Annotated in this window: 12 protein-coding genes; 7 read left to right on the top strand and 5 right to left on the bottom strand. The window is 68.3% G+C overall.

The window, feature by feature from the left end; translation table 11 throughout:
• Window positions 1-42: 42 nt before the first annotated feature.
• The 5 genes from ACLJK8_RS03710 to ubiE all read right to left on the bottom strand — a co-directional run bounded on the left by ACLJK8_RS03710 (window position 43) and on the right by ubiE (window position 5,321).
• Window positions 43-1,170: an aromatic ring-hydroxylating oxygenase subunit alpha gene (locus ACLJK8_RS03710; protein WP_413148748.1), complete on the bottom strand. Its 1,128-nt coding sequence runs from the start codon at window positions 1,168-1,170 to the stop codon at window positions 43-45.
• Window positions 1,171-1,360: 190 nt separating this feature from the next.
• Window positions 1,361-1,798 carry a DUF1801 domain-containing protein gene (locus ACLJK8_RS03705; RefSeq protein WP_413148747.1) on the bottom strand — a complete coding sequence of 146 codons (438 nt, stop codon included), beginning with the start codon at window positions 1,796-1,798 and terminating at the stop codon, window positions 1,361-1,363.
• Entirely contained in the window at window positions 1,795-2,877 is a 1,083-nt protein-coding gene (locus ACLJK8_RS03700) for a DUF475 domain-containing protein (protein WP_413148830.1), read from the bottom strand. The genes ACLJK8_RS03705 and ACLJK8_RS03700 overlap by 4 nt, the downstream gene beginning before the upstream one ends.
• Window positions 2,878-3,032: 155 nt before the next feature.
• Complete coding sequence (ubiB, locus tag ACLJK8_RS03695) at window positions 3,033-4,559, bottom strand: 2-polyprenylphenol 6-hydroxylase (protein WP_413148746.1); 1,527 nt, start codon at window positions 4,557-4,559, stop codon at window positions 3,033-3,035.
• Window positions 4,560-5,321 (bottom strand): bifunctional demethylmenaquinone methyltransferase/2-methoxy-6-polyprenyl-1,4-benzoquinol methylase UbiE, encoded by a 762-nt coding sequence (ubiE, locus tag ACLJK8_RS03690; RefSeq protein ID WP_413148745.1) that lies wholly within the window; start codon window positions 5,319-5,321, stop codon window positions 4,560-4,562.
• A 92-nt stretch (window positions 5,322-5,413) separates the two neighbouring features.
• Between ubiE and mutM the strand changes: the two genes are divergently transcribed.
• From mutM to ACLJK8_RS03655, 7 genes are all read left to right on the top strand, one after another.
• Window positions 5,414-6,286 carry a bifunctional DNA-formamidopyrimidine glycosylase/DNA-(apurinic or apyrimidinic site) lyase gene (gene mutM, locus ACLJK8_RS03685; RefSeq protein ID WP_413148744.1) on the top strand — a complete coding sequence of 291 codons (873 nt, stop codon included), beginning with the start codon at window positions 5,414-5,416 and terminating at the stop codon, window positions 6,284-6,286.
• A 63-nt stretch (window positions 6,287-6,349) separates the two neighbouring features.
• Window positions 6,350-7,126 carry an enoyl-CoA hydratase-related protein gene (locus tag ACLJK8_RS03680; RefSeq protein WP_413148743.1) on the top strand — a complete coding sequence of 259 codons (777 nt, stop codon included), beginning with the start codon at window positions 6,350-6,352 and terminating at the stop codon, window positions 7,124-7,126.
• A 155-nt stretch (window positions 7,127-7,281) separates the two neighbouring features.
• Window positions 7,282-7,548 (top strand): 30S ribosomal protein S20, encoded by a 267-nt coding sequence (rpsT, locus tag ACLJK8_RS03675; RefSeq protein ID WP_413148742.1) that lies wholly within the window; start codon window positions 7,282-7,284, stop codon window positions 7,546-7,548.
• A 536-nt stretch (window positions 7,549-8,084) separates the two neighbouring features.
• Window positions 8,085-9,683, top strand: a complete 1,599-nt coding sequence (gene dnaA, locus ACLJK8_RS03670; protein WP_413148741.1) for a chromosomal replication initiator protein DnaA — start codon at window positions 8,085-8,087, stop codon at window positions 9,681-9,683.
• A gap of 230 nt (window positions 9,684-9,913) precedes the next feature.
• Window positions 9,914-11,032, top strand: coding sequence for a DNA polymerase III subunit beta (gene dnaN / locus ACLJK8_RS03665; protein ID WP_413148740.1), 1,119 nt, complete (start codon window positions 9,914-9,916; stop codon window positions 11,030-11,032).
• A gap of 50 nt (window positions 11,033-11,082) precedes the next feature.
• The gene (gene recF, locus ACLJK8_RS03660) at window positions 11,083-12,204 is read left to right on the top strand and encodes a DNA replication/repair protein RecF (RefSeq protein ID WP_413148829.1); all 1,122 of its coding nucleotides are present in this window, start codon (window positions 11,083-11,085) and stop codon (window positions 12,202-12,204) included.
• 101 nt (window positions 12,205-12,305) lie between these two features.
• Window positions 12,306-12,740, top strand: a complete 435-nt coding sequence (locus tag ACLJK8_RS03655; protein WP_413148739.1) for a VOC family protein — start codon at window positions 12,306-12,308, stop codon at window positions 12,738-12,740.
• Window positions 12,741-12,854: the final 114 nt, after the last annotated feature.

Here is a 12,854-nt window from a genome sequence, read left to right as displayed (position 1 = left end):
CCGCGCCCGGCGGCATCGTCCGGGCCCCGCGACCCCGCGATCTCACAGACGCTCCGCCAGATACCGGGCGAAATCGTAGAGCGGGCGTTCCAGATGGCTCATCGGCCCCGCCGCCGCCAGCCGGGACGACACGCCCTTGTAGACCCGTTCGGTGCAGCCCCGGTCCTCGACGTTCACCGCGTCGAGCAGCGCCTTGACCTCGGCGATCATGCTCTCCGCCTCCGGATCATTCGCGAAATCCGGGGAGAAGCCGCCACCGAAGATGATATGCACCTGGCCCGCGGAGACCGGCTGCATCGAGAGATACCAGAAATAGCCCGGCGTCACGGTGATCATCAGCGACGGATAGACCGAGAAGATCGCGTTCCGGGTGCGCCATTCGCCCGTGAGCCGCGTGTTCGCGGGATGGGCGCAGGCGAGGCGGAACTTCTCGTCCTTCGAGATGAAGTGGATGTTGTAGGCGGGCTCGCCCTCCGGCAGATCGAACTCGGCGATGTTGGAGACGCCGCCGATCGTCGCCGCGTGGCAGGCCGGCAGGTGATAGCTCTCCATGAAGTTCTCGGCCAGGACCTTCCAGTTCGTGTCCCAGACATGTTCCTCGCGGAAGAACTCGACGTAATCCTCCATCCCGAAGGGCGCGATCTCGCCTGCGAGCTTCGCGAGGCGGCGCGCGACAGGTTCCGCCGTTTCATTCAGCGTGATGAAGATCCAGCCGAGCCAGACCTCGCAGCGCACCTGCGGGAGACGCATCCCTTCGCGGTGGAAACACTCGTTCCGGTCCATGTAGGACGCGTTCCGGAGCGTGCCGTCGAGCTCGTACATCCATGCGTGATAGGGGCAGGTGATGACCTTGCGGCGGCCCGATCCGGTCAGGAGCGTGGACATCCGGTGCAGGCAGACGTTCGACATCGCCCGGATCTCGCCGTCGTTGTCGCGGAGCACGATGACCGGCTGACCGGCGAGATCATAGGTCATGTACTCGCCCGGCTTCGCGAGCCGAGAGGCGCGGCCGACGCAGATCCAGTCGCGGGCGAAGATCCGCTCCTTCTCGGCGGCGCAGACCGCCTCGGAGGTATAGAGCGCCGGCGGCATCGCCATGGCCTGCGTGAACGGGCGGGCGGCGGTGGCCTTCAGTTCGGCGATCGGGTCGATGGCATCCATCCGGGTCATGGGCTTTCTCCGCGAAACGAGAGGCGCGATACCGCGACGGACGCGGCGGCCTTCGGCATGTGATCCTGGCCGGGATGCGGGCGAGACCCCGAAGGCATTTGTCCGATCCGGCGACTTTCACCACATTGCGGCGTGGCGTTGATTTGATAAAATAGAATTTGCTTTCAGATGAGTTAGTCTGCGCCTAATCTCAGAGCCGCTCGCCGGGGAGTTCGCTGGCCTGCGCCGCCCAGTTCCCGAACGTTTCCTCGTCGATCGGCTCATCCTCGTGGATGTGGAAATAGCGCACGGCGGGGTATTTCGATGTCTCCGGCGGCACCGGGTCGAGGCTCGCGCCCTGGAAGAACGTGACCTTCACGTATTTCGTGAAGCAGTGGTAGGAGATGAACCAGCCCTCGCCTTCGAGACCGTAGAAGGGCGTGTTCCACTTGACGGCCTTGTGGACCTCGGGGACGGCGGCTTCGATCAGCGCGTCGAGCTTCTCGCCCACGTCACGCTTCCATCCGGGCATCGCGGCGATATAGGCCTGAACCGGGGCGTTGCCCTCGCCTTTCGGAATCTGGGGATTGCCGCCCGACAGGAGAGCCGGTCCGCCCTCGGGATCAGGTTTCGGCCCTTTCGTGCTCATCTCGACTTCCCCGCGTCGCGGCCATTGGCCTTGGCGCGATTGTAGCGGATCGAGGACAGGAGCGCGACGCCGATCAGGAGCGCGCCGCCGAGGCCGGTGACGACCTCGGGGATATGCATCATCGTCTGGCAGTACATGATGATACCGAGGATGAAGATCGCGTAGAAGGCGCCGTGTTCGAGATAGCGGTATTCGGCGAGCGTGCCCTTCTCGACCAGCATGATCGTCATGGAGCGCACGTACATCGCCCCGATGCCGAGGCCGATCGCGATGATGAAGATGTTCGAGGTCAGCGCGAAGGCGCCGATCACGCCATCGAAGGAAAAGCTCGCGTCGAGCACTTCGAGATAGAGGAACGCGCCGAGCCCGCCCCGCGCCGCCGCGTTCCTCGACCGGTTGGCGCGGTCGAGCATGTTCCGCGCGACATCGACGACGAGGAAGGTCACGAGCCCCCACACGGCCGCCGTCATGAACGCCGCCCCGTCCTCCGGCCCGAGCAGGGTCGTGAAGAGGATGATCATCAGGAGGACGAAGGCGATCTCGATGCCGCGCATGTCGGCGGCGCGGCTCAGCCAGCGCTCGACGGGCTTCACCCAGTGCACGTTCTTCTCCTTGTCGAAGAAGTAGGTGAGCGCGACCATCATCAGGAAGCTGCCCCCGAAGGCGGCGATGCCGAGATGCGCCTCGCGCATGATCTCGGCGTATTCGCGCGGCCGGTAGATCGCGAGGTCGAGCGCCGCGATGGGACCGATCCCGGCGGCGACGACGACGATCGCGAGCGGGAAGACGATGCGCATGCCGAAGACCGCGATCAGGATGCCCCAGGTCAGGAAGCGCCGCTGCCATTTCGGCGTCATCGTCTTCAGCTTGTTCGCATTGACGACGGCGTTGTCGAAGGAGAGCGAGATCTCGAGGATCGCGAGGACCGCGCAGATGAAGAAGATCGAGAAGGTCCCCGTGACCGTCCCGGTATAGACCCATCCGACGACGCCGCCGAGGACAAGCCCGAGGGCGGTCACGATGAAGGCCCATTTGAAATAGGACACCGACGACGACTCGGACGACGACGATGTGGGCATCGCGTTGGTTTCGCTCACGGGACCTCCGCTGCTTTGCGGGCGGCGCCGCCGCCCGGGTGCCTATCAGAGCGATATCGGGTCTCTGATGGCCAGAGTACAGGGCAGGGCGCCCGTTTTGTCGCATCGACGCGCCGGGCGCGCGTTCCCCGGCCGCCTCAGAGCAAGCCGCCGAGCGCGACCAGCGCCCCGCCGACCACGAGGCCGCCGAGGCCGTAGAGCCAGCCCGGGATCACGCGGCGGGGACGCACCGCGGCCTCCGAACTCGCGCGAATGAGCGCCGCCTCGGCGAGCTGGGGCAGGCGCGGGCCGAAGCGGGTCAGCACGCGGAGCGCCGAGGCGAGGTCGCGCGCGGTCGCAAGCGGGCTGATGTTCTCGGCGATGTAATCGGTGACGACCGGCCGCGCGGTTTCCCACATGTTCATCGCCGGGTCGAGACTGCGCGCGACCCCTTCGACCACCACCATGGTGCGCTGGAGCAGGATGAGCTCGGTCCGCGTCTCCATGCCGAAGCGCTCGGTCACTTCGAAGAGATGGGCGAGCAGCCGGGCCATCGAGATATGCGTCGCGTCCTGACCGAAGATCGGCTCGCCGACCGCGCGCAGCGCCTGGGCGAATTCGGACATGTCGCGGTCGCTCGGCACATAGCCGGCCTCGAAATGCACCTCGGCCACGCGGGTATAGTCGCGCAGCAGGAAGCCGTGCAGGATCTCGGCGTAGACGCGGCGGGTATAGGCGTCGATCCGGCCCATGATGCCGAAGTCGAGCGCCACCAGCGCGCCGTCGGGGCCGAGCTTCAGATTGCCCTGATGCATGTCGGCGTGGAAGAACCCGTCGCGCAGCGCATGGGTGAGGAAGGTCTGGATCACCCGGTGCGAGAGATCGGTCATGTTGACCCCGCTCGCCCGGAGCGCCTCGAGATCGCCGAGGTTGATCCCCGAGACCCATTCGAGCGTCATGACCCGGCGGCCCGAGGCCTGCCAGATCACGCTCGGGACGCGGAAGCCGGTATCCTCCTCGGTCGTCGCGCGGAACTCCGCCGCCGCCGCCGCTTCCATGCGGAGATCAAGCTCGCCCCGGACCACGCCCTCGAAATGCTCGATCACCGCGCGCGGCCGCAGGCGGCGGCTGAAAGGGGCGAGATTCTCGATGATCCAGGCCGCGAGATAGAAGGCGTCCACGTCGCGCAGGAAGGCGCGCTCGATCCCCGGGCGCAGAACCTTGATTGCGACCGAGCGTCCGCCGTCGCGAAGCCTGGCGCGGTGCACCTGGGCGAGCGAGGCGGCGGCGACGGGCGCGCCGAATTCGGAGAAGAGCGCGTCGGGATCGACGCCGAGTTCGCGCGAGATCGCGGCGCGCGCCTCCGCGTCGGAGAAGGCGGGCAGCTTGTCCTGCAGGACCTTGAGCTGGTCCGCGAGTTCGGGGCCCACGATATCGGGCCGGGTGGACATGAGCTGGCCGAACTTGATGTAGGCGGGGCCGAGCGCCGTCAGCGCGCGCACGACCGGCGGCTGCGACGGATCGCCCGCGTGGCCGAGGAACTGGAACGGCCGGCCGAGCACGCGCGCGGCGACCCGGAGCGGCGTCGGCGCGTCGAGGGCTTCGAGCGCGGTTTCCATCGCCCCGGTCCGCTCGAAGGTCGCGCCGGTCCGGATCAGCCGCCAGATATTGTGCGGGCCGCGCATTCAGACCTTCCAGCCGGAATGCAGCGCCGCGATCCCCATCGAGAGATCGCGGTATTTCACGAGGTCGAAGCCGGCCGCGCGGATCATCTCGGCGAAACGCTCCTGCGGCGGGAAGCGGCGGATCGATTCGACGAGGTACTGGTAGCTGTCCCGATCGCCCGTGATCACCTGACCCATTCTCGGGATCATGTTGAACGAGTAGCGGTCGTAGAGCCAGCGCAGCACGTCGTTCGGCACACGGGAGAATTCGAGCACCATGAGCCGCCCGCCGGGGCGGAGCACGCGGAAGGCCTCGCTCAACGCCTCCTCGACCCGGGTCACGTTCCGGATGCCGAAGGAAATCGTGTAGGTGTCGAAACTCGCGTCGCGGAAGGGAAGGGCCATCGCGTCGCCCGTCACCCAGTCGAGCCGGTCGGCGAATTTCGTCGCCTCCGCGCGGCCGCGGCCCTCGACCAGCATCGACTCGGTCATGTCGAGCACGGTGACATGCGCCGCGCCCTTCACCCGGTCGAGATAGCGGAAGGCGATGTCCCCGGTGCCGCCCGCGACATCGAGGAGCCGCGTTCCCGGCCGCGGCGCCAGCCAGTCGAGCATCGCATCCTTCCAGAGCCGGTGGATGCCGAGGCTCATCGCATCGTTCATTATGTCGTATTTCGACGCGACCGAAGTGAAGACGCCATGCACGCGCCGCGCCTTCTCCGCCTCCGGAATCGTCTCGAAGCCGAAATGCGTGGAACTGGCGCGGGGGTCGGGATCGGTCATCGCCGGGGCCTTTCTGTCGATGGCGCCCCTGCTTATATGGTGCCGGCGCGCGGAGACAAGGCGCGCGGGATCGAGACGGCCGGAGGAGAGCCTTGCCCGAACTGCCCGAGGTCGAGACGGTCCGCGGGGGCCTCGAGCCGGTGATGACCGGCCGCGTGATCCTCCGCGCGGATATCCGGCGGCCGGACCTGCGATGGCCCTTCCCCGAGCGCATGGGCGCACGGCTGACCGGCGCCAGGGTTCTGGGGCTCGGGCGGCGGTCGAAATACCTGCTGATCGGGCTCGACCGGGGCGAGACGCTGATCGTCCATCTCGGCATGTCGGGCCGGCTCCTCGTCTCGGGCGGGGAAAGTCGCGAGACGGTGGGGGTGTTCCATCACGCCCATCCGGCGCCGATGCCGCATGATCATGTCGTCCTCGACCTCGAAGGCGGTGCCCGGGTCACGATGAACGACGCGCGGCGGTTCGGGGCGATGGACCTCTGGCCGACCGCCGCGATCGAGACGCACCGCCTGCTCGCGGGGCTCGGGCCGGAACCGCTCGGCAACGCCTTCGACGCTCTCCACCTCGCGGCGAGGCTCGCGGGCCGGCGGACGCCGGTCAAGGCGGCGCTTCTCGACCAGAGGAACGTGGCGGGGCTCGGCAACATCTACGTCTGCGAGGCGCTCTGGCGGGCCGGCATCAACCCGGCGACGCGCGCGGCGGATCTCGGCGAAGCGGATATCGCCGCGCTGACGCTGGCCATCCGCGAGGTCCTCATCGACGCGATCGCCGCGGGCGGGTCCTCGCTCCGCGACTACCGACAGGCCGACGGCGAGCTTGGCTATTTCCAGCATTCCTTCGCCGTCTACGGCCGGGAGGGCGAGCCCTGCGCCCGCTGCGGGCAGGAGATCGCGCGGATCGTCCAGTCCGGGCGGTCCAGCTTCTTCTGCCCCGGCTGCCAGCCGGAGCGGAGTCCGGTCTGATGCGCGCTTGATCCCCGCCCGGGCCCACGCCATCTTGGCGCGCCTGCGAAGAAGGAACCGCCCGTGGACTACAAGACGCTTCTGGTCTCGACCGAGGACCGGGTCACGACGATCCGGCTCAACCGCCCCGAGGCGCTGAACGCGCTGAACGCGGCGCTTCTCGCCGAACTCGCCGAGGCGGTCGGCGCGGCGGATTCCGATCCGGCGGTCGGCGCGATCGTCGTCACGGGATCGGAGAAGGCCTTCGCCGCCGGGGCGGATATCCGCGAGATGTCGGGACGCACCTTCGTCGACGCCTTCGGTGAGGACATGTTCACCGCCTCCTCCGAAGCGATCCTGCGCTGCCGCAAGCCCATCATCGCGGCGGTCGCGGGCTACTGTCTTGGCGGGGGCTGCGAACTGGCGATGCTCTGCGATTTCATCCTCGCCGCCGATACGGCGAAATTCGGCCAGCCGGAAGTCAATCTCGGGGTCATTCCGGGCCTCGGCGGCACGCAGCGGCTGCCCCGGCTGGTCGGGCAGTCGAAGGCGATGGAGATGGTGCTGACGGGCCGCCTCATCGGGGCGGAGGAGGCCGAGCGGTCCGGGCTCGTGAGTCGGGTGGTCCCGGCGGACGAACTGCTCGCCGAGGCCGGGGCGGTCGCACGGACGATCGCGTCGAAACCGCCGCTCGCGATCAAGGCCGCGAAGGAGGCGGTGGCGCGCGCGACCGAGTCGAGCCTGCGCGAGGGCCTCATCTTCGAGCGGCGGATGTTCCAGGCGCTGTTCTCGACGGCGGATCAGAAGGAGGGCATGGCGGCCTTCCTCGAAAAGCGCGAGCCGAGATTCCAAGGACGGTAGATCCTGGCAGCCCCGCCGGCCGGGAAGCGGCGCCGGAAGACCCGCCCGAACCGCGGGCGTCGGCCCGATATGTCCCGATAGGCGGTTGACTTCGGGCGGGCCCGGCGATAGAGACGCGCCCTGATCCATTCACGACTGACAAACGGACCTCATATATGGCAAATTCGCCGTCCTCCAAGAAGCGCGCGCGCCAGACCGAGCGTCGCACGGAAGTCAACAAGGCGCGCCGTTCGCGCATCCGCACCTTCATCCGGAAGGTCGAGGAAGCCATCGCCTCGGGCGACGGCGCGGCCGCGACCGAGGCGCTGCGCGCCGCGCAGCCCGAGATCATGCGGGGCGTCAGCAAGGGCGTGACGCACAAGAACACCGCCTCGCGGAAGGTCTCGCGCCTCGCTGGCCGTGTGAAGGCCCTGAGCGCCTGACAGCCTGAACCGCGGTCCCTGGACCGTTTCGACGCGCCCGATTCGGGCGCGTTTTTCTTTGCGCGGGCACGAGCCCCGAGTGGTGCGGGAGGCGCCCGGGAGGCGTCCGGGGGAATTCGGAGATGTTCCTCCTTCGGTCCGGTTGTCCGTTTCGGGGCTCTTGGGTATGGTTAACCACAGTGTGACGAATCTGACTCCTGCCCTTCGTGCTATCCTGAACCCGCCGCCGACGTTCTGGCCCGCCGCCCGAACAGTCGAGTGGCTTATGTTGTGGAACGAAAGAATAGCCGGTCGTGAAGGGGTGGAGAGACTGTGCGTAACTGGCCGGCGGCCTGATCGTTCTGGAGCTATTCACGGCTGATGTTGGCGGCGGTAAGAATGATAAGCCTCGCGGAGGGAATGGGCATGCGTTCTTGTGAGAGTTCGAACAGAGTGCGCGCGGCCAGCCGGGATCAGCGAGACGGCCCGTCCGACCGCCTGTCCGACCACCCAGCCGCCCGCGTTTTCCGCCAAGCCGTATCCCACGAAGCAGCCTGATGATGAATGACATGCCGGATGCCAGTTCTGGGGCGTGGTCGCGTGTGCGTGGCCATCTGAAGAGCCAGATCGGAAAGGACGCCTATCAGAACTGGATCGACCCCCTCGCCTTCGTCGGCGCCGATCACGGGATCGTCCGCATCTCCGCGCCCAATACCTTCATCGGCACCTGGGTGCAGCGCAACTACGGCGAGGCGATCCGCCACCTGCTCGCCAAGGAACAGGTCCCCGTGAGCAGGCTCGAGTTCACGGTCGCGGTCTGCTCGAACGATCCCGGACCGCCCTCCGGACCGCTTTCCGCGGCCCCGGTCGCGCCCCCGTCGGGGTCCTCGCCGGCATCCACCTCGGGGCCATATCGTCCGCGGTCCCCCCGTCCCGGGATCGTGCGCGGCGGAAAGCCCGGTGGGATCGCATCCAGCGACCCGGCCGCCGACCCGGACCCAGCGCGCGGAATCCCGGGCGACGCGGAGCCATCCGCGGCGCCCGGCGAGACGCCCGGGGCGCCCGCCGTTCTCCGTTCCAGATCCGAGGGGCCCGTCATGCCCGCTGACGTCGATTTGCCGCAGGCGCCGCTCGACGGCCGTTTCACCTTCGACAATTTCGTGGTCGGCAAGCCGAACGAACTCGCCCATGCCGCCGCGCGCCGCGTTGCCGATGGCGGCGAGGTCGCCTTCAATCCGCTCTTCCTTTATGGCGGCGTCGGTCTCGGCAAGACGCATCTCATGCATGCGATCGCCTGGGAGGTGCGCCACAACACGCCCGATGCGAAGGTGCTCTATCTCTCGGCGGAACAGTTCATGTACCGTTTCGTCTCGGCGCTTCGCTTCAAGGAGATGCATGGGTTCAAGGAGATGTTCCGCTCGGTCGACATGCTGATGGTGGACGACGTGCAGTTCATCGCCGGCAAGGATTCGACCCAGGACGAGTTCTTCCACACCTTCAACGCGCTCATCGACCAGCAGAAGCAGATCATCATCTCCGCCGACCGCGCGCCGGGCGAGATCGACGGGCTCGAGGAGCGCATCAAGTCTCGGCTCCAGTGGGGTCTCGTCGTGGACCTGCACCCGACCGATTACGAGCTTCGGCTCGGCATCCTCCAGGCGAAGGCCGAGGCACAGATGCAGGCGCATCCCGGTGTCGTCGTGGGCGCGGGGGTGATGGAGTTCCTCGCGCACCGGATCTCGTCGAATGTCCGCGTGCTCGAAGGCGCGCTGACCCGGCTCTTCGCCTTCGCGGGGCTGGTAGGCCGCGAGATCAATCTCGACATGACGCAGGAATGCCTCGCGGATGTGCTGCGGGCCTCCGAGCGCAAGGTCACGATCGACGAGATCATCCGGAAGGTGGCGGATCATTACAACCTGAGGATGTCCGACCTGCTCTCCGCCCGCCGGGCGCGCCAGGTCGCGCGGCCGCGTCAGGTGGCGATGTATCTCGCCAAGACGCTGACCTCGAAGAGCCTGCCGGAGATCGGCCGCCGTTTCGGCGGCAGGGACCACACCACGGTGATCCACGCCGTTCGCAAGATCGAAGAGCTGAAGAAGACCGACAACCAGATCGCCGAGGACGTGGAGCTTCTCCGCCGGATGCTGGAAGCGTAAGCGGAGACCAATGGCGGCGGACCGTGGTCCGACCGACCCGGGATCGCGGGTGGGAGGAAGGCGGCCGAGGCCGAGCCATGCACCGCCTGGACGGATCGTGGGAGGACAGGCCGAAGTCCACTCCGCGCGTCACCCGTGCGCCGAGCAAGCTTGCCCTTGCAGTCCGCGCACGATCCGCTAGTGTCGCCTCCCCGCCCCGGTCCGGGCGGACGGGAGCAGGGGGAACAGGCATGAAACTCAGCATGGAGCGCGGTGCCCTGCTCCGGGCCATGAATCGCGCGCAATCTGTGGTTGAGCGGCGCAACACGATCCCGATTCTCGGCAATGTGCTGATCGAGGCGGAGGGCGATCAGGTCAGCTTCCGCGCCACCGATCTCGACATCGAGGTGATCGACAAGGCGCGCGCCATGGTCGTGAACGCGGGCGCCACCACGGTTTCCGCGCATACGCTGCATGAGATCGTCCGCAAGCTTCCCGACGGCGCGATGGTGGAACTGGCCGACGATCCCTCCGCCGGCCGGCTCGAAGTGCGGGCGGGGCGGTCGCATTTCTCGCTCCAGACGCTGCCGCGCGAGGATTTCCCGATCATGGCCAGCGCGGAATACGATTGCGACTTCTCCTGCCCCGCGCCGGTGCTGCGCCGGTTGTTCGACAAGGCGAAATTCGCGATCTCGACCGAGGAGACGCGCTATTATCTCAACGGCGTCTACATGCACGCGGCGACCTCGACCGAGGGGCCGGTGCTGCGCTGCGTGGCGACCGACGGGCACCGGCTCGCCCGCATCGACGCGCCGCTGCCCGAGGGGGCGGAGCGCATCCCCGGCGTGATCGTGCCGCGCAAGACGGTGGGCGAACTTCGCAAGCTGCTCGACGACGACGAGGCGACGATCGCGGTTTCGGTCAGCGAGACCAAGGTGCGCTTCGCGACGCCGGAGGTGACGCTGACCTCCAAGGTGATCGACGGCACCTTCCCCGACTATTCCCGCGTGATCCCGACCAACAACGCGCGCCGGCTCGAGGTGGACGCGGCCGAATTCGCGCAGGCCGTTGATCGTGTCGCGACGGTAAGCTCCGAGCGGTCGCGGGCGGTGAAGATGGCGATCGAGGAGGACCGGCTGGTCCTCTCGGTCAACGCCCCCGATTCGGGCGCGGCGGACGAGGAACTCGCGGTCGCCTATGCCGACGAGCGACTGGAGATCGGCTTCAACGCGAAATACCTGCTCGAGATCGCGGGTCAGGTGGACCGGGAGAACGCGGTCTTCCTGTTCAACTCGTCAGGCGATCCGACGCTGATGCGCGAGGGCAATGACGAATCGGCCGTCTATGTCGTGATGCCGATGCGGGTGTGACGCCAGCGGACGGGCTGGGCGACGCGGCGGAGAACGCGGCGAAAGGCGGGGTGAGAGACCGGGCGAAAGATGGGGCCCGTCCCGGCCGGCTGATCCTCCGCCGCCTGACGCTCTCGCATTTCCGCTCCCACGCGGCGGCGGCGCTCGCCTTCTCGGGCGCCCCCGTCGCGATCTTCGGGCCGAACGGGGCGGGCAAGACCAATCTCATCGAGGCGATCTCGCTCCTCTCGCCCGGTCGCGGCCTGCGCGGCGCGGCGGCGGAGGAACTGGCCCGCCTGCCCGAGCGGATCGGCTGGAAGGTCACGGCCCGGCTCGACGGGCCGGGCGGCGCCCATGAGATCGCCACCTGGAGCGAGGGGGGCGCGGGCCGGCGGGTGGAGATCGATGGCAAGGTCGCGGCGCAGTCGGCGCTCGGCGGGGTGGCCCGGGTTCTCTGGCTCACCCCGGCGATGGATCGGCTCTGGATGGAAGTCGCGGCGGAGCGGCGGCGCTTTCTCGACCGCGTGACGCTCAGCCTCGTTCCCGACCATGCTCAGGCCGCGCTCGCCTATGACCGGGCCTTACGGGAGCGCAACCGGCTCCTGCGCGACGAGTCCCGGGACGCCGCCTGGTACGACGCGCTCGAAGCGCGGCTCGCCGAGGAGGGTGCGCGGATCGACACCGCGCGGCGCCGGGCGCTGGCGCGGCTCGCCGAGGCGCCCGCGACGCCGGGGTTTCCCCGAGGCGAGTTGTCCCTGCTCGCGGAGGGGCCGCGCGACGCGGAAGGGCTTCGCGACGCGCTGCGTGAGAACCGGCCGCGCGATCTCGCGGCCGGGCGCACCACGCTCGGCCCGCACCGGGACGACCTCGGCGCCGTCTACGCGGCGAAGGGTGTCGAGGCGCGTCTCTGCTCGACCGGCGAGCAGAAGGCGCTTCTGATCGGCGTCGTGCTCGCCAACGCCTGGGCGGTGGCGCGGGATTTCGGCGCGGCGCCGCCGCTGCTGCTCGACGAGGTCGCGGCACACCTCGACGCGGATCGGAGGCGGGCGCTCTACACGGCGATCTCGAACCTCGGCGCGCAGGCGTTTCTCACCGGCACGGGGTCCGAGCTTTTCGAAGGGCTTGATGGCGAGCGGCTGCGGGTCGAAGACGGGCCGGACGGCTCCATGATCCGCCGACCGGACGATCTCTAGGCTGGGGCGACCCGCGGGCCGGGCGATGCACCGCCGATCCTTGACGGCTCGCCGCCCCGCCGACAGGCTGCGCGGATCAGCCGACCCACGGAGGACGGAGCATGTTTCCGAAATCGATCAGCCTCATCACGCTCGGCGTCGCCGATCTCGAGCGATCCCGCGCCTTCTACGCGGCGCTGGGCTGGGAAGCCGCCCAGGCGCCCGAGGGTGTGGTCTTCATCCAAGTCGCCGGCCAGGTGCTGGCGCTCTTCGGGATCGACGATCTCGCTGAGGACATGAGGGCGGAACGCTCGGGCCTCGGCACGGGCGCCATCACGCTCGCGCGCAATCTCGCGACCGAGGCCGAGGTCGACGCGGCTTTCGACCTCGCGCTCTCCGCCGGGGCCACGGAGTTGAAGCGGCCCGAGAAGGTGTTCTGGGGCGGCTATTCCGGGTATTTCGCCGATCCCGACGGCCATGTCTGGGAACTCGCGATGAACCCGTTCTGGAACCTCGGCGCGGACGGCACGCTCACACTGCCGGCGGCGGGCGGCTGAGGAAGGCGGCCGGTACCGGAGGGTCCGGGTGCGAAAGGCGTTAACAGGCTGGTCTGGGACGGAAAATCGGCGATTTCGCGGCCCGCCGAGGGTGACATTTCGGTCGGCAATGGC

The sequence above is a fragment of the Amaricoccus sp. W119 genome (assembly GCF_047275745.1).
Classification (GTDB): Bacteria; Pseudomonadota; Alphaproteobacteria; order Rhodobacterales; family Rhodobacteraceae; genus Amaricoccus.
This window is presented reverse-complemented; position numbering and strand designations above follow the sequence as displayed.